The organism is Pseudohongiella sp. SYSU M77423, from assembly GCF_029911965.1.
GTDB lineage: Bacteria > Pseudomonadota > Gammaproteobacteria > Pseudomonadales > Pseudohongiellaceae > Pseudohongiella.
In genome coordinates this window covers 231,972-256,137 of the sequence record NZ_JARYTH010000003.1, presented here as the reverse complement: position 1 = coordinate 256,137, position 24,166 = coordinate 231,972, and the positions used below count along the sequence as shown (strand labels likewise).

The 24,166-nt window shown below is 57.1% G+C and carries 23 protein-coding genes and 1 pseudogene; 7 read left to right on the top strand and 17 right to left on the bottom strand.

Annotated features, from left to right (window positions below):
- Positions 1 to 30: 30 nt before the first annotated feature.
- Together carA and dapB are read right to left on the bottom strand one after the other, a co-directional pair.
- A complete protein-coding gene (gene carA, locus QGM61_RS08850) occupies positions 31 to 1,179 on the bottom strand; it encodes a glutamine-hydrolyzing carbamoyl-phosphate synthase small subunit (protein WP_237132128.1) in 1,149 nt (382 codons plus the stop codon).
- A gap of 162 nt (positions 1,180 to 1,341) precedes the next feature.
- Positions 1,342 to 2,154, bottom strand: a complete 813-nt coding sequence (gene dapB, locus QGM61_RS08845) for a 4-hydroxy-tetrahydrodipicolinate reductase (protein WP_237132129.1) — start codon at positions 2,152 to 2,154, stop codon at positions 1,342 to 1,344.
- A gap of 129 nt (positions 2,155 to 2,283) precedes the next feature.
- Between dapB and QGM61_RS08840 the strand changes: the two genes are divergently transcribed.
- The gene (locus QGM61_RS08840; RefSeq protein ID WP_272907147.1) at positions 2,284 to 2,856 is read left to right on the top strand and encodes a sigma-70 family RNA polymerase sigma factor; all 573 of its coding nucleotides are present in this window, start codon (positions 2,284 to 2,286) and stop codon (positions 2,854 to 2,856) included.
- Positions 2,857 to 2,921: 65 nt separating this feature from the next.
- Complete coding sequence (locus tag QGM61_RS08835) at positions 2,922 to 3,689, top strand: DUF3379 family protein (protein WP_237132131.1); 768 nt, start codon at positions 2,922 to 2,924, stop codon at positions 3,687 to 3,689.
- Between the two features lie 63 nt (positions 3,690 to 3,752).
- On the opposite strand, the gene QGM61_RS08830 is transcribed toward QGM61_RS08835, so the two are convergent.
- The 4 genes from QGM61_RS08830 to bioB form a co-directional block, all read right to left on the bottom strand.
- Entirely contained in the window at positions 3,753 to 5,543 is a 1,791-nt protein-coding gene (locus QGM61_RS08830; protein WP_281132736.1) for an acyl-CoA dehydrogenase C-terminal domain-containing protein, read from the bottom strand.
- Between the two features lie 102 nt (positions 5,544 to 5,645).
- Complete coding sequence (gene bioD, locus QGM61_RS08825; RefSeq protein ID WP_237132133.1) at positions 5,646 to 6,311, bottom strand: dethiobiotin synthase; 666 nt, start codon at positions 6,309 to 6,311, stop codon at positions 5,646 to 5,648.
- A 17-nt stretch (positions 6,312 to 6,328) separates the two neighbouring features.
- Positions 6,329 to 7,576, bottom strand: a complete 1,248-nt coding sequence (gene bioF / locus QGM61_RS08820; RefSeq protein ID WP_281132735.1) for an 8-amino-7-oxononanoate synthase — start codon at positions 7,574 to 7,576, stop codon at positions 6,329 to 6,331.
- A gap of 20 nt (positions 7,577 to 7,596) precedes the next feature.
- A complete protein-coding gene (gene bioB / locus QGM61_RS08815; protein WP_411268761.1) occupies positions 7,597 to 8,586 on the bottom strand; it encodes a biotin synthase BioB in 990 nt (329 codons plus the stop codon).
- A gap of 162 nt (positions 8,587 to 8,748) precedes the next feature.
- Between bioB and QGM61_RS15355 the strand changes: the two are divergent.
- The 3 genes and pseudogenes from QGM61_RS15355 to bioA all read left to right on the top strand — a co-directional run.
- Positions 8,749 to 8,964, top strand: a pseudogene (locus QGM61_RS15355) (double zinc ribbon domain-containing protein); the annotation flags it as partial.
- 120 nt (positions 8,965 to 9,084) lie between these two features.
- Entirely contained in the window at positions 9,085 to 9,537 is a 453-nt protein-coding gene (locus tag QGM61_RS08810; RefSeq protein ID WP_237132135.1) for a ComF family protein, read from the top strand.
- Complete coding sequence (gene bioA, locus QGM61_RS08805) at positions 9,527 to 10,840, top strand: adenosylmethionine--8-amino-7-oxononanoate transaminase (RefSeq protein WP_281132734.1); 1,314 nt, start codon at positions 9,527 to 9,529, stop codon at positions 10,838 to 10,840. Before QGM61_RS08810 ends, bioA begins: the two co-directional genes overlap by 11 nt.
- Here bioA and QGM61_RS08800 read toward each other — a convergent pair whose 3' ends face one another.
- From QGM61_RS08800 to pilM, 9 genes are all read right to left on the bottom strand, one after another.
- The gene (locus QGM61_RS08800) at positions 10,841 to 11,656 is read right to left on the bottom strand and encodes a hypothetical protein (RefSeq protein WP_281132733.1); all 816 of its coding nucleotides are present in this window, start codon (positions 11,654 to 11,656) and stop codon (positions 10,841 to 10,843) included.
- Between the two features lie 123 nt (positions 11,657 to 11,779).
- The gene (folK, locus tag QGM61_RS08795) at positions 11,780 to 12,331 is read right to left on the bottom strand and encodes a 2-amino-4-hydroxy-6-hydroxymethyldihydropteridine diphosphokinase (protein ID WP_281132732.1); all 552 of its coding nucleotides are present in this window, start codon (positions 12,329 to 12,331) and stop codon (positions 11,780 to 11,782) included.
- Positions 12,303 to 13,367, bottom strand: coding sequence for a uroporphyrinogen decarboxylase (hemE, locus tag QGM61_RS08790; protein WP_237132139.1), 1,065 nt, complete (start codon positions 13,365 to 13,367; stop codon positions 12,303 to 12,305). Before hemE ends, folK begins: the two co-directional genes overlap by 29 nt.
- A 55-nt stretch (positions 13,368 to 13,422) precedes the next feature.
- On the bottom strand, positions 13,423 to 14,514 hold the full coding sequence (gene aroB / locus QGM61_RS08785) for a 3-dehydroquinate synthase (protein WP_237132140.1): 1,092 nt from the start codon (positions 14,512 to 14,514) through the stop codon (positions 13,423 to 13,425).
- Entirely contained in the window at positions 14,511 to 15,044 is a 534-nt protein-coding gene (aroK, locus tag QGM61_RS08780) for a shikimate kinase AroK (RefSeq protein WP_237132141.1), read from the bottom strand. Before aroK ends, aroB begins: the two co-directional genes overlap by 4 nt.
- 92 nt (positions 15,045 to 15,136) lie before the next feature.
- On the bottom strand, positions 15,137 to 16,342 hold the full coding sequence (locus QGM61_RS08775; RefSeq protein ID WP_281132731.1) for a secretin N-terminal domain-containing protein: 1,206 nt from the start codon (positions 16,340 to 16,342) through the stop codon (positions 15,137 to 15,139).
- A gap of 67 nt (positions 16,343 to 16,409) precedes the next feature.
- The gene (locus QGM61_RS08770; protein WP_281132730.1) at positions 16,410 to 17,183 is read right to left on the bottom strand and encodes a hypothetical protein; all 774 of its coding nucleotides are present in this window, start codon (positions 17,181 to 17,183) and stop codon (positions 16,410 to 16,412) included.
- Positions 17,180 to 17,728 carry a hypothetical protein gene (locus QGM61_RS08765; RefSeq protein ID WP_237132144.1) on the bottom strand — a complete coding sequence of 183 codons (549 nt, stop codon included), beginning with the start codon at positions 17,726 to 17,728 and terminating at the stop codon, positions 17,180 to 17,182. Before QGM61_RS08765 ends, QGM61_RS08770 begins: the two co-directional genes overlap by 4 nt.
- A complete protein-coding gene (gene pilM, locus QGM61_RS08760) occupies positions 17,728 to 18,633 on the bottom strand; it encodes a type IV pilus biogenesis protein PilM (protein ID WP_281132729.1) in 906 nt (301 codons plus the stop codon). The genes QGM61_RS08765 and pilM overlap by 1 nt, the downstream gene beginning before the upstream one ends.
- 224 nt (positions 18,634 to 18,857) lie before the next feature.
- On the opposite strand from pilM, the gene QGM61_RS08755 reads away from it, so the two are divergent.
- Entirely contained in the window at positions 18,858 to 21,182 is a 2,325-nt protein-coding gene (locus QGM61_RS08755) for a penicillin-binding protein 1A (protein ID WP_237132146.1), read from the top strand.
- A gap of 72 nt (positions 21,183 to 21,254) precedes the next feature.
- On the opposite strand, the gene rpmE is transcribed toward QGM61_RS08755, so the two are convergent.
- On the bottom strand, positions 21,255 to 21,467 hold the full coding sequence (rpmE, locus tag QGM61_RS08750) for a 50S ribosomal protein L31 (RefSeq protein ID WP_237132147.1): 213 nt from the start codon (positions 21,465 to 21,467) through the stop codon (positions 21,255 to 21,257).
- 142 nt (positions 21,468 to 21,609) lie between these two features.
- Positions 21,610 to 22,005 carry a chorismate mutase gene (locus QGM61_RS08745; RefSeq protein WP_237132148.1) on the bottom strand — a complete coding sequence of 132 codons (396 nt, stop codon included), beginning with the start codon at positions 22,003 to 22,005 and terminating at the stop codon, positions 21,610 to 21,612.
- A gap of 115 nt (positions 22,006 to 22,120) precedes the next feature.
- Here QGM61_RS08745 and QGM61_RS08740 point away from each other — a divergent pair, with 115 nt between their 5' ends.
- Positions 22,121 to 24,166, top strand: a complete 2,046-nt coding sequence (locus tag QGM61_RS08740; protein ID WP_281132728.1) for a primosomal protein N' — start codon at positions 22,121 to 22,123, stop codon at positions 24,164 to 24,166.

The window sequence follows — 24,166 nt, the reverse complement described above, 5'->3', positions numbered from 1 at the left end:
CCGTATCTGTATGTTGTGTTGGCCGGCGGATCATCGCGCGGCGCGTTTTTCCATCAGGTCAACAAATTTGTCGAACAGCGGTGCAATATCGTGCGGACCGGGACTGGCTTCCGGATGCCCCTGAAATGCGAATGCTGGCTTGTCTGTCCGCTCGATGCCCTGCAGGGTGCCATCGAACAGTGATCGATGCGTTGCCCGCAGGTTAGCCGGCAGCGTTTTTTCATCCACGGCGAAACCATGGTTCTGACTGGTGATCATCACCGTGCCATCGTCCAGGTTCTGTACCGGGTGGTTGGCGCCGTGATGCCCCAGCTGCATTTTGACGGTTTTGGCGCCACAGGCCAGGCCCAGCAGCTGACAGCCCAGACAGATTCCGAATACCGGAATATCTGTTTCCAGTACTTCGCGGATCGCAGCGATTGCGTAATCGCAGGGCTCCGGGTCACCGGGGCCATTGGACAGGAATATGCCATCGGGATTCATGGCCAGCACTTCGCTGGCCGGAGTCTGCGCCGGCACGACTGTCACCTTGCAGTTGCGCTGCGCCAGCATGCGCAGAATATTGCGCTTAACGCCGTAATCGAAGGCCACCACATGGAAGGGTTTCTCGTGCTGCATTTCCGGATAACCTTCGCCACCCGGACGCCACTCACCCTGCGTCCACTCATAAGGTGACTTCACTGACACCACTTTGGCCAGATCCATACCTTTCAGCCCAGGGAAACCCTTGGCCTGGTCGATGGCATACTGTTCACCTTTCTCAGCCAGCATGTCGCCGCTGAGAATACAGCCATTGAGAGGACCTTTGTCGCGTAACAGCTGCGTCAGTGCACGCGTGTCAATTTCTGCAATCGACACAACATTCTGGTCTTTCAGAAATTCTTCGAGACTCTGCTCGCTGCGCCAGTTACTGACAGTCATTGACAGATTGCGGATGACCAGGCCTGCGGCCCAGACGCGATCAGATTCATTATCTTCGGCATTGGTGCCGGTATTGCCGATATGAGGATAGGTCAGTGTAACAATCTGTCTCGCGTAGGAAGGGTCAGTCAATATTTCCTGATAACCGGTCATTGCCGTGTTAAATACCACTTCTCCACTCGCCAGACCCAGGGCACCGATAGCCCTGCCTCTGAAGACACTACCATCCTCAAGGGCCAGAACTGCTGGATTATTCAATGTGATCTCCCGGATAAGTAGACAGGCGAAAAAAAGCGGAATGAAAGCTGTCTCTCATTCCGCTTTTTCAAAAAATCTGTCTTGTGTTGTGCTCAGTGTTAATCATACTGAGGCGTAATTATACGGAAACCGATGCCATACTGTCTATGACGAATCTGGCCTTTATCCGACATTAAGTCCCAGCACATCATCAATTGAGTACAGCCCCGGAGATTTTCCGGATAGCCAGATGGCAGCACGGACTGCGCCACTGGCGAATGTCATGCGACTGCTGGCCTTGTGTGTGATCTCCAGTCGCTCCCCGTTGCCCGCGAAAATGACGGTGTGATCACCTACAATATCCCCTGCGCGAATGGTCGCAAACCCAATGGTCTTGCGATCACGCTCATCGCTGATACCTTCCCGGCCGTATACTGCCACCTCGTCCAGCTTGCGACCCAGCGCATCAGCAATCACCTCACCCATGCGCAGTGCAGTACCGGATGGCGCGTCCTTTTTGTGACGGTGGTGGGCTTCGACGATCTCGATGTCCACATCATCACCCATCGCCCGTGCCGCCAGCTCCAGCAATTTGAGACTGATATTGACGCCAGCACTCATATTGGGCGCCATTACCACCGGCATGCTGCCAGCCGCGGCGCTGATCTGCTGCTTCTGATCCGGCGTAAAACCGGTAGTGCCGATGACGATGGCCTTGCCAGCCGCCTGGCAGATGCCGAGATGTTCGAGCGTCGCCTCAGGCGAGGTGAAGTCGATCAGAACATCGAAGTCCTGCACGCAGTCGGTCAGCGCGGCGCTTGCAGCCACTCCCAATACACCGGTGCCTGCAATCAGGCCGATATCCTGGCCATGCTGGGGGTCGTCCGGCAGTGTTGTACCGGCTCCCACGACTGCCACATCGTTCTTGTCGACAACGGCCTGTACCAGCGTGCGTCCCATGCGCCCTGCGACGCCGGCAATTGCTATACGAATCATTGACTTGATATTACTCATGTTGGAATGGACGGAATGAAGGTCGGAAGTATAACGCGATAACACCTCGGGGCACTAATAGGTCGCTGCCATGGTCAACGGCACGACAGTCAGCTAAGCTAGAAACCGAATATGGAGTCAGCACGGAATAAAATGAGTAAATCTACGGTCTCTGGACCCGACAACGAGCGACGTCAACGCTATCAGGCGATGGTTGATGAGCTGTATCAGGATGTCTATCGTTACGCATTTTGGCTGACACGCAATCAAAGTGTCGCTGAAGACCTGGTGCAGGAGACCTTTCTGCGCGCCTGGCGGTCTTTCGACAGCCTGCAAAGCCAGGGAGCAGCCAAAGCCTGGCTATTCACTATTTTGCGGCGCGAGAATGCGCGCATGTATGAGCGCTACCGCCCCGAGCTGGTCGATATAGAGGATGTGTCTGTCGCTGAAGAAAATGAGATGGAGCCAGACCAGCGCCAAAAACAGGTGGAGCTGCATCAGGCCATCATGCAGCTGGACAAGGATTATCGAGACCCTTTGTTATTGCAGGTAATCGGCGGCTTTAGCGGGAAAGAAATTGCCGAAATTCTCGATCTTAATAACAACACGGTCATGACTCGGCTGTTCCGGGCACGTAGCAAGCTAAAGGCAGTGTTACAGGATGACGAAGCAGTAGACACCGGCGAGGATGTCACTGTCGACTGATCCGGCATTCAAGAGCAGCAAAACAACAATACGATCGGCGAACATCAGAGAGCATACAAACAACTATGGATGATTTGGAATTCCGGACCCGGGCGTATAGCAATCCGAGGGACGACCGGGCGGATTTTATCTCGGCAATTGCCACTGACCCGTCCAGACAGAAGTTAGTCGCAGAACTGCGCGCCCTGGACGACGAGCTGCTGGCCAGTGTCAGCGCTATCAGGGTACCTGACGGCCTGCGTCAGCGGCTGCTTGAGCAGACCCACGGTGAGGCTTCACGGAGCAACACCGTTAGCGACATCCCAGCCGCAAACCAGCCCTGGTGGCGATTCCGCAGCCGCGGTGCCTATGCGCTGGCAGCCAGCATGGTGATCACTGCCGGCCTTGGCTTGAGCCTGTTGCCAAACCGCCCAAGCGCGCAGGACCTGGAGTTTCACGATCAACTTGTCGAACACCTGTACAGCGAAGCCCCCAGCTTCAGCAACAGCGACGCTATAGCCTGGGAGCAGGTCGAACGGGTACTGACTGATGCGGGCGCTTCTCTGGTGATGGACGATGCGACACGGGCATTACACATGACCTTTGCCAACTATTGCGGACTTGGCGGCGCGCAGCATGGCGCCCATCTGGTAGCCCGCGGCGAACACGGGCCAGTATCCATCATCTTTGTAGACAACACCCCGGTCAGCACGCGCGTCAATCTGAAAGACGAGCGGTTTCAGGGTCGCATCATCCCATTGAGCCAGGGCAATATTGCAGTGATTGGGGAAAAGAACGAATCGCTGGACTATTATGAGCAGTTAATGGTCAGCCATCTGCATTGGTCAATCTGACATCTGATAATGCCCGCACCGGCGCCCGACGCGCAGGTGCGGCCCTCATCGTCGACCATTCAATCAGAACAGTTCGGCATCCATCGCCATCAGCACGTCACTGCCCGCCTTGATTTCTGCCGACAGAGCTTTATAGCGCGGCATCAGCCGATCCAGGAAGAAGCAGCCCACATGGATCTTGGCATTGTAAAACGCCGTATCCCCTGATTTGTCAGACAGTGCCTGCTCAGCAGTTTTAACCATCCGCGCCCACATATAGCAGTAAAGCACCAGAGTCATCAGCTCCAGAAACGGCACTGATGCAGCACCAACTTCATGCGGATTATCGTTATTGGCCTGTTTGACCCAGTTGGCAGTGTCTTCCAGACAATCAACGGCGTCGGCAAGGACGCTTGCAAAAGCGGCAACCCGTCCGCTCTTTTCCTTCTCCACAAAAGCGCGAATTTCAGCTGACATCTCGGCCAACAGGCCGTCACGATCAAAAACCACCTTGCGGCCCATGAGGTCCAGTGCCTGAATGCCATTAGTGCCTTCATAAATCTGCGCAATTCGGGCATCCCTTACATGTTGCTCCTGCCCCCATTCGGACACATAGCCGTGCCCCCCCAGAACCTGCTGCCCCAGCACAGTCGCCTCAAAACCACGATCAGTGAAGGCGGCTTTGGCAATTGGCGTCAACAGCGCGACCAGTTTACTGGCTCGGTCACGCTGCGCCGCATCCGGGTGAAAGTAGGCGATATCCAGCTGGCTACCCACATAGGCAGCCAGCGCACGGCCACCTTCGGTATAGGCCCGCATGGTCAACAGCATGCGTCGCACATCGGGGTGAACCAGAAGCGGATCGGCAGCCTTCTCTGGCTGCTCAGGGCCCGCCGGCGAGCGACCCTGGATTCGTTCTTTGGCATATTCAGCTGCCGTGGTGTAGGAGGCTTCTGCCAGACCCAGACCCTGCAGCCCAATAGTCAGTCGCTCATAGTTCATCATCGTGAACATGTAGGTCAGGCCCTTGTGCGGCTCACCAATCAGATAGGCCGTGGCGTCGTCAAAGTTCATCACGCAGGTTGCCGACCCCTTTATACCCATCTTGTGTTCAATCGAACCACAGCTGACGCCATTGGCTGCACCCGGATTACCGTCAGCATCAGGCATCAGTTTGGGGACCAGAAACAGTGAGATGCCTTTCGGACCAGGGGGCGCATCAGGCAGCTTGGCCAGCACCATATGAATGATGTTGTCAGTCAGATCATGCTCGCCACCGGTGATAAAAATCTTGGTTCCGGTCAGCTTGTAGCTGCCGTCTGCCTGCGGCTCTGCGCGTGTTTTGATAATACCCAGGTCGGTGCCCGCATGTGGCTCAGTCAGGCACATGGTGGCGCTCCAGCTGCCTTCGTAAAGTTTCGGCAGATAGGCCTGCTTCAACTCGTCGCTGGCGTGCCGGGCCAGCGCCAGTGTCGCGCCAGCGCTGAGGACAGCGTACAGCGCCAGCGAGCTGTTGGCGCCCATGATCATTTCCTCAAAACAGACTGACAGCATCTTGGGCATGCCCTGGCCGCCATAAGCCGGGTCACCAGACAGACCGATCCAGCCACCGGAAGCAAAGGTGCGATATCCCTCCACAAAGCCTTGCGGCGTTGTCACTTTGCCCTCTTCGAAGCGACAGCCAATCTCGTCGCCCTGCCGATTCAGTGGCGCCAGCAGTGTCTCTGCAACTTTTGCTGCCTCATCTAGAACGGTATTCATCAGCTCGGCGTTTACCTCACTGGTTTTTGGCATTGACGCCAACAGTTGCTCGGCGCCCAGCACCTCATGGAGGACAAACTTCATATCACGCACGGGGGCTTTGTAATCTGGCACAGGTGACTCCACTCACTTAGGAACGTTGGATTGAAAGGGAATGCGAGTCGATAACTTACCGAGACCTGACGTTAACGTCAACGTCAACTTGTCGGACGCAGCTCAGCTCAGCAGCGGGTCCAGATCAAGATGACGGGCAACCTGCCCGGGGTCTGCGCCTGGCTCAAACGGCAGGACCCCCAGCAACGGTCCGGGCAAGAGCGACTGCAGAGTTGCCACGTTGGCATCAGCAACTTCGTCCGCCTCACTCAGATGATTGGCGACCCAGCCCGCCAACGGTACTCCGTCAGCCCGGATCGCCTCTGCCGTCAGCACTGCATGATTGATACATCCGAGACGAATGCCCACCACCAGAACAACTGGCAGCTTGAGCTCAACCGCCAGCGATGACAGCATTTCGCGCGAGTTCAGAGGTACACGCCAGCCACCAGCGCCCTCGATTACAGTAAAATCTGCCGGCGCCATCAAAACGCCGCGCGCCAGCCCCACCAGGCGGGACAGGCTGAGACTTCGGCCCTGCTCGGCAGCTGCCAGATGTGGTGCGATTGCCGATCGCAGAGCGACCGGGTTGATCTCCTGATAACTTAGTGGGGCACTGCAGAAGCGCTGCAAGGTCAGGGCATCTTCGTTGCGCAGCTCCCCGTCTATCTCCTCGCAACCCGACGCAACCGGCTTCATGGCCGCCGTGTTCAGCTCACGCTGTCTGGCCGCCGCCAACAATGCTGCAGCTACTCGGGTTTTGCCCACCTCGGTGTCAGTTCCAGTCACAAAAACGGCAACTCGCCTCAAATCCGCACCTCCTGACCAGCCTTAGTAAGCGCAGCTGGTTGACCCATTGAAAACAATTGCCGCTGAACTGATTCCAGAGCATGCAGCAACCTATACAGCTGTTCGTCACTGTGAGCTGCTGACAGAGTAATGCGCAGTCGCGACTGCCCCTGCGGCACAGTTGGTGGCCGGATAGCACTGACCTGCACACCCTGAGCGCGCAACAGCTGGCTGGCTCTGACGGCCGCCTCGGCAGAACCCATCATGACTGCCTGTACCGGCGTCTCCGATGGCAGCAGAACAAGTCCCAGCTCTGCGGCCCCGCGCCCGAAACCTGAAATCAGTTGCTGCAGACGATCGCGCCGCCACTGCTCGCCGACCACCAGCTTCAGACTGGCCCGGGTCGCCTCTGCCAGAGCTGGCGGCATCGCCGTGGTAAACACGTAAGTCCTGGCGAATTGTGCCAGATAATCGATAAGCACTGCATCACCGGCAACGAATGCACCGGCAGTACCAAATGCCTTACCGAGTGTCCCAATCAGAATCGGCACCTGCGTCTGGGACAGACCCGCTGCGCTCACCGTGCCACTGCCATTTCTACCCAGCACACCCAGCCCATGGGCATCGTCGACCATCAATGCGGCGCGATGCTCATCGGCGATCTCTGCCAGCAGCGCCAGCGGCGCGCAATCGCCATCCATGCTGAAGACTCCGTCAGTAACGATCAGCCTGGATGGGGCGGCTGCGGCCTGCCTCAACTCCAGTTCCAGACTGTCTGTATCACTGTGTGCGTAACGGATACTGCGTCCACGACTCAGCCAGCCGCCATCCAGCAGGGACGCGTGATTCAATGCATCCTGCAGCACCAGTCCATCGGGTTCAGTCAGTGCGTTTATGACGCCCACATTGGCCATGTAACCACTGCAGAACAGCAGGGCTTTTTCTCTGCCAGTGAATGCCGCCAGCTCTTCACTCAATTGATCATGAACGCGGCAGTGACCTGTGATCAGATGCGAAGCACCGCTGCCAACACCATAATCGCGCGCCCCCTTCTGAAGTGCCGCAATAACATCCGGATGATTGGCCAGCCCCAGATAGTCATTGCTGCAGAAACCAAGCAGCTCCTCACCATCGACACTCATGGTGACCTGATCCGCGTTGCCACGGACCAGGTGCGTGCGAAGTAATTGCTGTTCGCGCCTTTGGGCAAGACTGGACTGCAGGCGCGACAGGAGCAGCGCAGAGCCCCTGGAATGATTACTCATGTCAGGCATTAACCGGCCGCTCAAACGGCAGAATAAAAGCGATGGTCACCCGTAATCGGTCGTTCAGGCTGCAGGCCCAGACGATCAAACAGCGCGATGTCCCGGTGCTCTTCCGGCAGCGGCGTAGTGAGCAGCTTGTCACCATAAAATATCGAGTTGGCACCAGCCATGAAACACAATGCCTGGGTCTGGTCGTTCATCTGCTGCCGGCCGGCCGACAGCCTGACGTAGGACTGTGGCATCAGGATGCGCGCCACCGCAATGGTGCGGATAAAATCGAAGGGGTCAATTTCCTCGACATCCTGCAGCGGGGTGCCTTTGACCTTGACCAGATTGTTGATCGGAACGCTGTCAGGGTGCACTGGCATATTGGCCAATTGTTGCAACAGCCCGACGCGATCCTCGGCCTTTTCACCCATACCAACAATGCCACCACTGCATACTTTCATACCAGCATCCCGGACTCGAGCCAGGGTTTCCAGGCGTTCCTGGTAGCTTCGAGTAGTGATAATCTCGCCGTAGTATTCCGGTGAGGTATCCAGGTTGTGGTTGTAATAGTCCAGCCCCGCCTCTGCCAGCGCCGCAGTCTGCTCGCTGCTCAGTGCCCCCAGTGTCATGCAGGTTTCCATGCCCAGCTCTCGCACCTGCCTGACCATGTCAAGCACATAAGGAAAATCTTTTTCCGAGGGATGCTTCCATGCAGCACCCATGCAGAAGCGCGAAGCCCCGCGATCGCGCGCGATACGAGCCTGCGCCACGACTTTTTCGACCTCCATCAACTTCTCTTTCTGCAGACCTGTGTTGTAGTGGCCACTTTGCGGGCAGTACTTGCAGTCCTCCGGGCAGGCGCCGGTTTTTATCGACAACAGCGTACTCATCTGCACTTTGTTGGGATCGAAATGGGTACGATGGATGGTCTGAGCCTTGTGCAGCAGGTCCATAAAAGGCAGGTCAAAAAGCGCCTGAATCTCTTTGCGCGTCCAGTCATTGCGAAGCCCTGTCGCTGGCATGGCATTGTCGGACAGTGGTGCCTGGCGGATGGCTTGTACCTTATCAGTCATCATCGGTGAAATCCTTGTGCCACAGCGACACGGCGGGTCGATGGCTATACTCAATTGGAAAGCGTCCAATTCTAAGTCCAGACAGAACATTGTCAACCAGATACGTATATTTTGATTTACAACCAATTTCATTTCAGGAATATCAGCAGGCGACTGCAACGCGCGGCAAGCACCCTCCTGGGCGAACCCTGTCTTTTTTGTCTGGGACTCGAGGGCGTTGATCGAGGAATCTGCAATCGCTGTCTCGCCTCGCTTCCCTGGCAAGCGCCGGGATGTCTCCGGTGTGGCGTCGTGTCAGAAACCGATGGCGAGCAGGAACCTCTCTGCCATCGCTGTCGCAGCGCCCCCCCTCCATTTGACAGATGTTTTGCGGTGTTCAGCTACCAACAGCCCATATCGCGCCAGATCTCGCGGTTAAAGGATAACGGAGCTTTCCAGGCGGGGCGTGTGCTGGGCAGACTGCTGGCTGACGCCATGTCGGTACACTATCAGGTTGTTGCCTCCACCAAGCCCGGGCTGCTGCTGCCAGTACCCCTGCATGCAGGACGCCTGCGTATGCGTGGCTTCAACCAGGCATCAATTCTGGCTGATTGTGCAGGGCGACGGCTGGGGATACGGGTTCTGCGACAGGCCTGCCAACGATTGCCGGGCAAACATGCCCAGCGCGCACTGAACTCTCAAGCCAGACTCGCCAATCTGGGCAAGTTGTTCACTACAAATGAATCATGCAGGTTGACATATGGCAAGCACGTCGCCATCATCGATGACGTTGTGACGACTACAACAACCACTCGGGATATGGCCCGCGTCCTTCGTGATGCCGGCGCCCGACGAATCGATGTCTGGGCGCTGGCCCAACGAAACCTGACCCTGTCTGATACTCACACTTATGAGCTATAACGCCGAATCGCAGCAACTGCTGGATTTTGACCGCAAACACATTTTACACCCCTACACTTCGATGACTGATCCGCTGCCTGCGCAACTGGTAAACGCGGCCAGTGGTTGCAAACTGCATCTGGCCAATGGCCGGACACTGATTGACGGAATGAGCTCCTGGTGGGCAGCCATTCATGGCTACAATCACCCGGCACTTAACCAGGCGGCCGCTGAACAGCTTCAGTCAATGTCGCATGTTATGTTTGGTGGATTGACTCATGAACCAGCCATCAGGCTTGGACAACAGCTGCTGGATATCTGCCCGGCCGGCATGAGCAAGGTGTTTCTGTCTGACTCTGGCTCGATCGCGGTCGAAGTCGCCATCAAGATGGCCTTGCAATACTGGCATGCCAAAGCCCGGCCGCAGCGGCATCGATTAATCAGTCTGCGCCGCGCATACCATGGCGATACCTTTGCCGCCATGTCAGCCTGCGACCCGGTCACCGGCATGCATACCCTGTTTTCCAGCACGCTCAAGCAACAGCTGTTTGCCGACGCACCGCGCTGTCGCTTTGAAGCCGAGTGGGATCAGACCGATATCACAAGCCTGCAGTCATTGCTGGAACAACATCACGAAGAAGTGGCCGCCGTCATTCTTGAACCAGTGGTACAAGGCGCTGGCGGCATGTTTTTCTATTCGCCAGAATACCTCAGGCAGGCCCGTCTCCTGTGTGATCAATACGATGCACTGTTGATCGCCGACGAAATCGCCACAGGCTTTGGCCGCAGTGGGAAGCTGTTCGCCTGCGAGCATGCCGGCATTACGCCAGACATACTATGTGTTGGCAAAGCGCTGACTGGCGGATACATGACGCTGGCCGCAACGCTGACAACGGATAAGCTGGCCGACACTATCGGGCAGGCGGGGCTGCCGTTCATGCATGGCCCAACCTTTATGGGCAATCCACTGGCATGCGCCGTGGCCTGCGCATCGATCAAGCTGTTATTGGCAAATCCCTGGCAAGATCAGGTCGCTGCGATCGAGACGAGAATGCGGTCATCGCTAGAGTCGTGCCGACACCATGATGCCGTCAGCGATGTAAGAGTCCTCGGCGCGATCGGCGTGGTGGAAATGAAGGAGGCGGTTGATATGCGCTGGATCCAGCAACGCTTTGTGGAATTGGGCGTGTGGGTACGCCCATTCGGCCGGCTGATATATATCATGCCGCCTTATATCATCACTGATTCAGAGCTGGACTTGTTGTGCGGGGCGATTCGGACAGTCGTGGCGGAAATAGACAGCGGGAGCCAAACAGGGCGTTAATCAGAACTGATACTTGATTGTACCGTAGGCAACATGTTCCGAGCCTTCCGGATTGCCGCCAGTTACGGCCCCCGGGCGAAGAGAGTTTACGGGGCGGCGGTCAAACATGTTGCGCACACCCAATGAGAATGAGGCATTACTCTGTCGACCTGTTGACAGATTATAGCCATAGCGCAGATCAACAGTGGTCATCTGTCCGACCAGCTCGTTGAGCTGATCCAGATTCAGCTGCCCGACATTCAGACGCCCGAAGTGATCAAGCCGGTCATTGTAGCTGGTCACTGCTGTGGCAGAGTGATTACCAAACTGCCAGGTCAGCGTTACGCTGCTAAGCAGCTCTGGTGTTTTGCCAAACAGGGCGGCGTTTTCAGGAGCAGTGCGCGCAGCCACCGTGTCACTGACCGCATCAGTGATGCGAGTGTTGTATACATAACTGGTATTGGTGCTGACAACAAACTGCCCGAAGCGTGGTGACTCCCAGACGTAGGAGGCGCTCACATCCAGCCCCGGAACCTGGCCATTACCAATCAGCAAGGCACGCTCATGGCTGACATCAACTGCCTGCAGGGTGTTGTCGGTGGCGCTGAGCGCCGGGAATGCATCCAGCCGTAAGGCCGGAGAAATCAACAGATCTTCAGCCACCTGACCCAGAGGCGATGAATCCACCTGTGAGGCTGCTTGTGTGCTGGCCTGTTCCTGACTCACGGCAGACAGACTGGAGAGACTGTCTGCGATCTGCAGCGTACCTGGTTCGGCATGATTGAGCTGCTGAGATTGCGCGAACACATGCGGCGCGACCAGCATCATAGCTGTCACGATCCCTGTTCGGGCAATATGTCGCAGTGCTCGCGAAGTCAATTTCTGTGGTTCCATGTCCAGGCCGAATGGCTTTTGGTTTTTATCAATCGGCCTTTCAGTATACAGAGTTGCAATCCAGTATCAAGAGTCTGACAGCGCTGTCAGCAGGGATTTTACGGTCTGGTCGGAACCCGGAAATCGATAGTCCGGCCAGATCTGGGAAAGGGGCATCAGCACAAACTCGCGCTGAGTCGCCCGGGGATGCGGAAGCTGTAGTTTATCGTCATCGACGACGGCACCACCAAAGGCCAGCAGATCGAGATCGAGAGGCCTTGCCTCATTACGCAGGCCGGAGCGCTGGCGGCCAAAGACCTGTTCGATACTGTGCAGGTCTGACAGCAGCTGCATCGGAGTGCAATCACCTTTGGGCAGTACAACAGCAACTGCGTTGCAAAAGTCAGGGCTGCCCGGCGGACAGTCGACTGGCCGGCTTGTCATGATTGGCGATAGAAGAACAGGTATGGCAGACAGGCCATCAAGATACCGCTTTGCCGCAACCAGGGTGTCTGACGGGCCACCTGCCAGAGAAGGCAGGTTGGCACCCAGCCCGATCAGGGCCAGCCCCGCCGCCTGATCTGTCGACTGACCAGACTGGCGAAGCCAATCAGCGATGGTAGTCGACAGACAACTCATGGACAGCGTCTACAAATGCAGACACGTTATCCGGGTCCACGTGAGGCGTAATACCATGACCCAGGTTGAAGACATGACCATTGCCGGAGCCAAACGACGATAGAATGCGTGACACTTCTGCGCGAATACTTGCCGGCGATGAATACAGCACTGCCGGGTCCATATTGCCCTGCAGGCAGACACGGTCACCTATCAGTTCGCGCGCCCGACCAATCTCCATGGTCCAGTCCAGACCCACACAGTGGCAACCTGAGCCGGCAATTTCATCCAGCCACAGACCACCATTTTTGGTGAACAGGATAACGGGAACCGGCCGACCGTCTGCCTCGCGCGTCAGCCCGGCGACAATCTTTTTCATATAGGAGAGCGAGAACTCCTGGTACGCAGGCGTGCTGAGAATTCCGCCCCAGGTATCGAATATCTGCACGGCCTGGGCACCTGCCGCGATCTGTGCATTCAGATAGGCAGTCACGGTCTGTGCCAGCTTGTCCAGCAGGGCATGCAGCACCTCTGGCTGGTTGTACATCATCGCCTTGGCATGACGAAAATCTTTGCTGCCACTGCCCTCGATCATGTACGTAGCCAGTGTCCAGGGGCTGCCGGAAAAACCGATCAGCGGGACTGAACCATTCAGTTCACGGCGAATCAGAGAAACCGCATCGGTCACGTAGGCCAGATCTCTTGCCACATCTGGCAGTGGCAAGGCCGCAACGTCCTGTTCGCTGCGCACGGTTTTGCGGAAGCGGGGACCTTCACCGGTTTCGAAATACAGGCCCAGACCCATCGCATCTGGAATGGTCAGAATGTCAGAAAACAGAATGGCAGCATCAAAAGCATAGCGGCGCAGCGGCTGCAGCGTGACCTCACATGCCAGCTCGGGCGACTGACATAGACTCATGAAGTTACCCGCCTGCTCGCGAGTTGCGCGGTATTCAGGCAGATAGCGACCCGCCTGGCGCATCATCCATACTGGGGTGACGTCTACGTCCTGTCCCATCAGGGCTCGCAAAAATCTGTCATTCTTCAACGGTGTCACCAGCAACTCCTGCCTCTAGTCCGTAATGCAATTAAGGGGTCGTTATTCTACACGGTTACGATCGACAAAGCGCGTCGCCGGCCGCCAGTGTCTGCTGCAGCAGCTCTGCGGGAACGTCGCCATCAACCACGGCCTCACCCAGGTTGCGCAGCAAAATAAAGCGAATTTTTCCTGACTGCACTTTCTTGTCAACTGACATCAACTCGACAAAGCGCCCGACGCTGATCTCAGATGGCGGCACGGCGGGCAACCCGGCTCTTTCTATCAATCGTCGCGTTCGTTGCGCATCTTCCTGCGTTATCCAGCCGAGTCGCCAGGACAGATCAGCGGCCATTACCATCCCAGTAGCCACAGCTTCGCCGTGCAGCCAGACTCCGTAACCCATGGCCGCTTCGATGGCATGCCCAAATGTGTGACCAAGGTTGAGCAGGGCCCGTTTGCCACCTTCGCGCTCGTCTTCCGCAACTATCCGTGCTTTTTCCTCACAGCAGATACGAACGGCCTCGGACAGCAGCTTGCCATCCAGCTTCAACAGCTCATCGATGTGTTGTTCCAGCCACTCAAAAAATGCGAAATTACCGAGCAGCCCGTATTTGATGACTTCCGCCAGCCCCGCCTGCAACTCTCTTGGCGGCAGCGTGTGCAACACATCAATATCAGCCAGCACCACCTGTGGCTGATAAAAGGCGCCAATCATGTTCTTGCCCAGGGGGTGATTGACCCCCGTTTTGCCACCCACAGAAGAGTCCACTTGCGCCAGCAACGTGGTCGGCACCTGAATAAAGTTAACGCCGCGCTGATAGCAGGCCGCTGCAAAGCCGGTCAGGTCCCCGGTGACACCTCCACCCAGCGCGATCAGTGTGGTACTGCGCTCATGACGATCACGCAACAGGCGATCAAACACCTGATTCAGGGTATCAAGGTTCTTGGTTTGCTCACCGTCAGGCAGCACCAGCACATCAAAATCGATGCCCGACAGAGACTGCTCCAGCTTCTCCAGATGCAGCGGAGCAACAACTTCATTGCTGACAACCAGCGCGCGGCCGCCTTTAACGTAGGGCGCCAGCAGGCCCTGCTGGCCAAGCAGACCGGGACCTATCAGAATCGGGTAACTGCGCTCACCCAGCTCGACAGTCAATTCATTCATCTTGTTTCATTTCCATCGGTTTTCAGGCGATTGACGATTTCGTTCACGACCGTGCGAGGTCCACGCCGACTGGTTTCAATGATCAGGTCAGCGGTCTCCAGATATAGCGGCTCACGGATGGCCATGAGCTCTTTGATACGCGCCAGCGGATCGGCAGTCTGCAGCAGAGGGCGATTGCGATCTTTGCTGGTGCGCTCAAACTGCTGGGCGATACTGGCTTTAAGGTAAACAACCGTGCCACGCTGCTTCAGGTGCTGGCGGGTCACCGCTGATAAAATGGCGCCACCACCTGTGGCCATGACGATACCGTCCTGCGCACTCAAGGTGTCGATCATGCGCTCCTCACGAACCCGGAAACCGGCCTCTCCCTCGACGTCAAATATCCACGGGATGTCAGCACCCGTGACAGCTTCGATCTCGCGATCCGAGTCCAGAAAGGGTTTATGCAGAGCAGCGGCCAACATTCGTCCGATCGTGCTCTTGCCGACCCCCATGGGCCCTATCAAAAACACATTTGTCTGCTTGCTCATGGATTACCCGTCGACCTGTGCCACGCAAGCGCGCAATCTAACCCGCATGCCTGTCAAACTCAAGCAAAAGCATGTACAAACGCGGCCCTGCGCTAAGGTGCCGGGATGATGGTCGGCGTGATGAATATCAGCAATTCTGTGCGTCGCTCCGACGCTACGGTACGTCGAAACAGCGGACCGATGACAGGAACTGAACGCAGTCCCGGCGTGCCGGTCACGGCCTCGGTCTGCTCCTCACGGAAAATACCGCCGAGCACCAGGGTGTCCTCATTGTCGATCAGGACACGGGTTTGCACGGTGTTTGTGTCAATGGCGGGCGTGTCACCACTGCCTGAAGCCACGGAGTCCTGCCTCACACTCAGGTCCATGATGATTCGCCCATCGGGCGTAATCAGGGGTTTGACATCAAGAGACAACACCGCATCAACAAACTGTGTTATCGAGCCACCAGCAGTCCCGCCCGCCTGGGCCTGATAGGGTATTCGCACACCTGAGCTGATACTCGCTGGCGAGTTGTCCTGTGTCATGACCCGGGGTCGGGCTATCAGTTCGGCCTGGCCGCGCCGCTCAAGCAGGGAGAGCTCCCACTCGAGCAGCCGCGAGTCACGTATCAAAGCCGCTGTCACCGAGCCGGCATCCCGATGCCCGAGCTCAAGGGCAAACTGCGAATTGTCGACGATCGAACCTGCCGCTGCCGACAAACTTGTGGCACCCCAGCGCACACCCAGCTCCCTTCCGGTGTCCAGCGATGCACTGACAATACGAGCCTCGATCAGGACCTGACTGACTGGCACATCCAGCTCGGTCAACAGCACATCTACCTGAGCCAGACCTGCGGGCTGATCCCGGACGATCAGCGTATTGGTGCGACGGTCCAGCATCACCGAACCCTGATCACTCAGAATGCCATTACCTGCAATCAGCTCCAGCAGCTCGTCAGCGTCGGCGTAGTTGATCTGGATATAACGGATCTGCACATCTGCCGAATCTGAAATATAGAGAACCCCGTCATCGACACGGTGGCTCAATCCAGTTGACTCCAGTAGCTGAGAGAGCAGGCCTTCGAATGTCGCGGCTCCGGCAGACACATCCACCTCCTGATTCAGGACAGACTGCGCACCGCTGACATGGAGCTGGAGATTCTGATTCTGTGCCAGCATCTCCAGCACGATCCGCAAAGGCGTAGCTGTCAACTCGAGCGTCAGGTGCTCATCGGCAACTGCCGAGTCCTGCCCTCGCCCGGCAATATCAGCCGTCTGCGCTGACAGCATCCGGTTGCCCGACAGGACGTCATACACAGACGCCGCCATGAGGAGCAGTATGAGGTGGCAACACGTCTTTATAGCTCTCTCGCGCCGGCGGCGCTTACCTGACCTCATTGGCATCGTCCCTGTGATCAACATTCTTGTTATACAGCGGAGATAACTGCCACTGACCCTCAGCATCGACCAGCAGATACCAGCTCTGGCTGCCGCGGCGCACCGCGCCTGCAGACCTTGGGTCATGACTGTTCACGATGGCTGTATCAGGCACCATGCGATCGCTAGTAAGCGGTGCAAACTCCATGACCAGCTGCCATCGTCCGGCGCGAGCTGAAGCTCCGCTGACGTCCCGTGCAAACTGCAAATGATGCAAAACAGCCGTCTGTGCCCCGATGGCATCAGCTCCTGCATACATCGCCAGGAAGCTGGCTGTCTGCGCAAGCGATCCAGACAGATCCAAAACCAGCATGGATTCGCTTGGTCTGATGATTTCTGTGTGAGTGAGACCCGACCTTTCGCCTGCCTGTATTTCGGATTCCTCGTTGCGCATTGGCATCACCGAATGCAGCTTAAGCCCCTGGCGGTCCGCCATATGCATGACGCCCTGGAGTGGCGAAGCGGGTTCTTTTCGTGAGCTGTACCCAGCTCCGGGAAACCAGGCCGACGCTGCCCAGCCTGTCAGCGTGAGGCGTGATCGGCGCCCGGCATTGTCCGACAGCTGCGCCTGCAGCTCCTGCTGCAAATTCAACAGCGCCTTATCAAGTCCGATTCGCTCCGCTTCCAGATCCTCCAGCATAAGCCAATGGAACAGCCCGGCCAGCCCAGTGGCCACAGTTGCCAGCACCGCAGCTGGCAGTAGCACCCACACCCTGCTCATGTTTTCCACACACGGATATCGAGATGCACACCTGTGCCCTGCTGATAGACAGGAGGCTCTGTCTGCAAAAGCCAGCCTGCATCCGATGCCCAGGTTTCCAGCACTTTTCGCAGCCCGGGCAGGTCTTCTGGCTTCTCGATGTATGCTGTAATCGTGAGCTCAAAGTCCTGCCAGTCTATTGTCTGAAATACTGCCGCGTTATCGAAAGGCGCAAGCAAGGCAAACAACTGTGATACCTGCGCTGATCGACGGCGTGATCGCAGGCGCTGCGCAGCACGGCTAAGAGATTCGTCAGCCTCGGCAGCGAATTGGGTCTGCTCATGCAAATACGACCGCATCGCCCGCTCTCGATCCTGCAGTTGCTCGACGATTGCTGACTGTATCACCCATTGCCGCCAAAGCTCTGTCCCTGCCCAGGCCACGACTGCCCCAACCCCCGCCATACTGGCGACCACGACAATCAGCAACCGAATGCGCCGCATCCGGCGCACTTGCGCCCGCCAGGGCAAAAGGTTGAGCTCGATTTCAGCTTCGGTGGCAGACATCAGGATCTGAACCACTGCGAGCCATTTACACCACGACGCATCGCCGCCGCTGTCGCCAGCGCCAGTGCCGGACGTTTGACAACAGAGACTTGCAGGCCAAGTGCCTCAACAGTCGCCCTCACCACAGGCAAGGCTGCGAATTCACCCATGGCCAGCACACTGGTAACTTTGCTGACACTGGTATGCAGCCCGATCCGCTGCAACACTTTGCCAAGCTCTGCAGCGATCCGTCTGCCGGTTTGGCTCTCCGGCCCACCTCCCTGATCAGAGTGCAGTGAAGCCGGGCTGTCTGCAGCGATGGCACTCGAAAGCGCATTGCCGAGCGGGTAATGGCGACTGAAGCTCAACATCTGCTCTGCAAGCAAATGTACGGATATTCCGTCAGCATCAATTTCCAGAAACAGACTTTGCGTATAGTCGACGCCAGAGAGTCGAGAGAATCGCAGCAGGGCCAGGCCCTCCACGTCCAGCACCGAAGGCTGCAGTCTCGCCTCGCCGCAGAGCTCCAGCCATCGTTGCAGCTGTTGCCTGCGGCAGGCATAGATGTGCAGGGTGGCAGTTTCAGACTCATCAGACAGCGATCGACCTAGACCCCGCTCGGCCTGAGTTTCCGCCAACAGATAGTCAATCAGCAGCTCATCACGATCAACGCCCAGCCATTGCCCGCAGTCTGCCCTGACCAGCGCCTGCAGATCCTCATCAGTGAAGGATCGCGGTACCTTTTCCGTATGCGTCAGCATGAAGGACGTTGGTACACAGAGCGCAACGCGGCGCTGATGCCAGGGCAGTTCGCCAAGCAATGGCCTTACCCTGTCTCTCAGCAACTGCGCCATATTGTCCGCGTTTTCTGAGCCGGGAATATCCACAGCAGCTCCAAAACGCCAGCCATCGCTGGGGCTGCGCATTCGACCCGGGAGACTGTACCGGCACCGTGCCTGACACATGGCCACGGCCCTGATACGCCGGCCTCGCAAATCCAATCCCAACATCTCGACATCCTTGTCTGTATGTTTTCATTGTTGTAGACCAAATGTGGCGGTTGTGCACAGTGCATGGCTAGTGTCTAATGGGGAAGAAAATCATTCCGTTTCCGTTATATACTGGTTAGCCGCAGTCTCACTGGCCTGTTATGAAGAAGTTAGTCAAATTCCTGTTCCTGTTCGGCGTATTCTGTGCCTGTGGCATCTTCATGGTTGCCGCAGCCGGCTATTTATACCTGGCCCCACAACTCCCGCCTGCGGAAACCTATCGAAATGTGCAGCTGGAGACGCCGCTGCGCATTCTCACCGCTGATGGCATGCTGATTGAGGAAATTGGTGTGCGACGCGACCCGCTGCGCTATGAAGACATCCCGCCGATGATGGTCAATGCGCTGATTGCCAACGAGGATGAACGTTTTTACTCGCACCCCGGCGTGGATCTGCGCGGTCTTATTCGCGGCTTTATCGGCTTTGTGACCGGGGTAAATCGCGGCGGCGGCAGCACCATCACCATGCAATTGGCCAACAACATCTCCTTTGATAGCGACAGTGTGTACTCGCGAAAACTGAAGGAGATCCCGTTTGCTTTGCGCCTGCAGCAGGAACTGACCAAAGAAGAAATACTGGAACTGTACCTGAACCTGGTCTTTTTTGGTCAGGGTGCGGAAGGTATTGGCGCGGCGGCGGCTGTGTACTACGACAAGCAGGTCAGTGAAATGACCATCGGCGAAATGGCGACCATGGTCTCTCTGCTGCCATGCCCGTCCGTTTGTAACCCGGTCAGCTCGCCAGACAGAGCCGAGCGACGCCGCAATAATGTTATCGATAAAATGCGCGACCAGGGCATGATCACAGCCGCCGAGCACGCCGCAGCGATTGCCGAGCCGATCCAGGCCAGCCGCCATACGCGCAACGCCGAAGTCAGCGCGCCCTACGTAGCGGAGATGGTTCGCCAGGAACTCTTTGAGCAGTACGGCGACGAAATTTACCGGATGGGCATCGAAGTCACCACCAGTGTCCGCGGTGAACTGCAGCGCGCAGCCACCAGCGCGCTGCAAAATGGACTGGAGAACTACTACGACCGCCGGCATGGCTATCGCGGTCCGGAAGCTCATATCCCGCCGGTTGGCGATGACCCGATTGAACGCTGGCAAAGTGAACTGAATGTTGTGCCGACGCTGGGCAATCACGAGCCTGCGTTTGTGACCCGCGTTCGGGAGCGCGCCATTGATGTGCTCAGGCGCGATGGCTCGATCGCCACTATTGAGTGGCCCGGCCTGGAGTGGGCACGGCCATTCATCACGCGCAACAATGCCTGGCCACCACCCCAGCAGGCCAGCGATATAGTCGAAGTCGGCGATCGCATTCGCATTCGCGTGGGGCCTGATGGCAACTGGCAACTCGGTCAGGTGCCGGAGGTTCAGGGTGCAATTGTGTCTGTATCACCTCATACCGGGGACATACTGGCGCTGACCGGCGGTTACGATTTCAGACACAGCCAGGTCAATCGCGCACTGGCCAGTCGCCCCCCAGGCTCTGGATTCAAAGCCTTCCTGTACGGGGCGGCGCTGGAGGCAGGTTATACGCCAGCCACACTGATCAATGACGCTCCCTTTGCACGCGGCGATTATCGCCCACAAAATTACGAACGTAACTTTGTGGGTCCGATTACTTTGCGCACTGCGATAAAGGATTCCCGCAACGTCCCGGCGGTAAGATTGATCGACCAGCTGGGCTGGGAAAAAGTCATCGATTTTGCCGACCGTTTTGGTTTTGATACCCGCAATTTCCCGCGCGGCGATCTGACCATCGCGCTGGGCAGTCAGGATGTGCAGCCGCTGGAAATGGCAACCGGCTATGCCATGATCGCAAACGGCGCCAAACCGCTGACACCAACCCTGATCAAGAAAATCGAAACATTTGATGGCGTCCTCTATGAAGCGCCAGAGCCCTGCCTGGACTGCGACGTGGAACCGGTCACTGACCCACGCGTCACCTACATCCTCAGCACGCTGCTGCGCTCCGTTGTAGTGGAAGGCAGTGGCCGACGCGTTAACCGCGACATGGGCCGTTCCGACCTGATGGGCAAAACAGGTACCACCAATGGTCCGGCCGAACTCTGGTTCACCGGATTCAATGCGGATATCGCCACCAGTGTATTTGTGGGTCTGGATCAGCCGGAACCGCTTGGCGAATCAGAACAGGGTGCGACCGTTGCCGTGCCTATCTGGATCGACTACATGAGCAAAGCCTTGCAGGGTCAGCCTGAACGGGGCGTGACAAGGCCCGAAGGGCTTGTTGATATTCTGATAGACGAGGATTCCGGTCAGGTGGCCAGACCGGGTCAGGCCAATACCATGTTTGAGGTATTTCTGGCCGAGAACGCACCGTCAGTGCGTGATACACCGCGACAGCCGGAAAGAGTGGAAGAGCGCAATAACGAAGATACCCTGTCGACCGAGATCATATTCTGATCAGGGCGGACAGGGTATTGGGTAGCGGGACCGGACTTTTCGGACCCGCTAAAAACAGCGGTCAGGCAGCGATTACTTGAGTGATCGGTTACCGAAGCGCTTGTTGAAGCGATCAACACGACCGGCGCTGTCTACGATCTTCTGCTTGCCGGTATAGAACGGGTGGCAGGCTGCACACACGTCGAGCATCATGTCTTTGCCCAAAGTGGATCGGGTTTCAATCACGTTACCGCAGCTGCAGGTGGCCTTCATGGCCTGATACTTTGGATGGATATCCGCTTTCATTGGTATTACCTCATCAATACTGGCATCGCCACACAGCCCCTGCCGTGCACCATACCTGTAGCGTCAACCAATGCATTCACACTGGTGAACCGTGGAAAAAGGGGCGTCATTGTATCAGAGAATGCAAGGCACGCAAGTAGATTCAGCGCCCGGACTCCAGTCCAGAGCGAATGCGGTCATGATTCTTGACCGTCTCACGCATTATCTGGGCAAGCATCTCGGCAACCAGGTCGCCGTTTACGCCATGCCGTTCGCAAAGCTGACGAATATCGGCAAGTTTCTCTGCCTCACGCTTTGGGTCGAACGACTGCAGACCGACCCTTGCTTTGATGTTGCCGACGCGGCGAGTCAGCGCAAAACGGTTTGCCAGCATCAGCACCAGCCCGTGATCCAGTCGATCGATCTGTTTGCGCAACTCAAGCAGCTCTGCCTGCCATTCTGCCGGACTCCATTCGACCGAGGGTTGCTCGGCGGACGACTGCCCGTCAGTTTTCTGCTCCGCCACAGAAGCATCGGTGGGCGCTGATTCCTGTTTCATTTGTTCTCTCTACCGATTGGGCATTAGTGCACACAGTATAATGGAAGCAGCCATCCGCTAAAACCAGTTATACTTGGCAATCAATCCGCCCTCTGTTCAACTCCGGATCTGCTGCGTGTCCGCTTCCCCAGAATCACAACATCGAATCCTCAGGGTTGCTGTGCCCTCACCCCTGCGGAGGCTGTTTGATTACCGGCTGCCTGATAGCTTTGAAACCCCCCAGCCCGGTACACGGATTCGTGTCCCGTTTGGTTCGCGCGAATTGACCGGTATCGTAGTCGACGTCTCAGTGAGCTCGGATGTGTCGTCAGACAAGATCAAGGATGTACTGGACGTACTGGACGAGGAGGCTCTGTTGCCGCCCCATTTGCTTTCGCTGTGGTTATGGGCGGCACAATACTATCAGCACCCGATCGGTGAAGCGCTGCACACCATTTTGCCAGCCGGCCTTCGCAATAAGGGCGTAGCCACCATCAAGCGGCGAAAATCAGATCTGCGCGACGGACAGGATCAACCTGATCAACCACTTTCACTGAACACCATGCAGCAACAGGCAGTGAATGCCATTGTTGCAGAACCGCAGCGGTTTAACTGCTTTCTGCTGGATGGGGTAACGGGCAGCGGCAAGACTGAAGTTTATCTGCAGGCTATCCAGCAGACGTTGGACCGGGGCAGACAGGTGCTGGTCCTGGTGCCGGAAATCAGCCTGACACCACAAACCGTGTCTCGTTTCCGCCAACGCTTTAAGGTCCCGATTGCCATCATGCATTCTGGCCTGACGCCCCGACAACGCCTGAATGCCTGGCTGGAATCAGCTCAGGGCAGTGCACGCATCACAATTGGCACCCGCTCGGCGATTTTTACACCACTGGCAGACCCGGGCCTGATCGTCATCGATGAAGAACACGATAACTCCCTAAAGCAGCAGGACGGGTTTCGATATTCAGCCCGGGACCTGGGCGTTATGCGGGCGCGTCGTGAGTCCATCCCGATTGTGCTCGGTTCGGCGACGCCGTCACTGGAAAGTCTGTTGAATGCCAGGTCTGGTCGCTACAAACATCTTCGCCTGACTGAACGGGCGGGATCTGCCACCATGCCCCATTACATGCTCATAGACACGCAGCGCCAGCCACCGGCGCCAGACGGGCTGACTCAGGAACTGCTAAGCTGCCTGCAGGATCATCTGCGCCGGGGTAATCAGGCACTTATTTTTATCAACCGGCGTGGCTTTGCGCCTGTGCTGCAGTGCCAGGACTGCGGCTGGACAGCAGAGTGCCGAGACTGCGATGCGCGCCTGACGCTGCATCGACATCCCTCACATTTGCGCTGCCACCACTGTGATCGTCGCGAGCCAGTGCACAGTCATTGCCCCGGCTGTCAGGGCAAAGCGCTGACGACCACCGGCGTCGGCACAGAACGATGCGAGGTCGCCCTTCAACAGCATTTCCCGGACATACCGGTACTCCGTGTCGATCGCGATGCGACGCGCCGAAAAGATGATCTTGATAAACTGCTGGCTAAGGTGGCGACCGGAGAGCCCTGTATCCTGGTGGGAACGCAGATGCTGGCCAAGGGCCATCATTTCCCGAACGTTACACTGGTGGGGATACTCGATGCCGACAGCGGGCTGTTCAGCGCCGATTTTCGTGGGCCGGAATTCATGGCACAACTCCTCACACAGGTATCCGGTCGTGCGGGTCGGGCCGAGCAGCCTGGCCAGGTGATGATTCAGACTCGTCACAGCAGCCATCAGCATCTGCGGACTCTGGTCACCGAGGGGTATCATACACTGGCTGGCACACTCCTGGAGGAGCGGCAGCTGAGCGACATGCCTCCGTTCAGCTACATGGCTGTGCTTCGCGCAGAAGCAATTAACGCCTCAGCCCCGGCCCGGTTTCTGAACGACGCCAGGCAGATGATTGAGCAAATGCATCAGTCACCATCAGGTGCTGCCGGACGCTTGAAGATTCAGTTGAATGGCCCTCTGCCCGCACCAATGGAGCGCAAGGCGAACCGTTTTCGGCAGCAGCTGACACTTCGCAGCCATTCGCGACAGCACTTGCAATCGGTGCTGACTCACTTGTGTAATGAGCTCGAACAACACCCCGGGCAACGACGGGTGCGCTGGTCAATTGACGTTGATCCGCAGGACATGATTTAA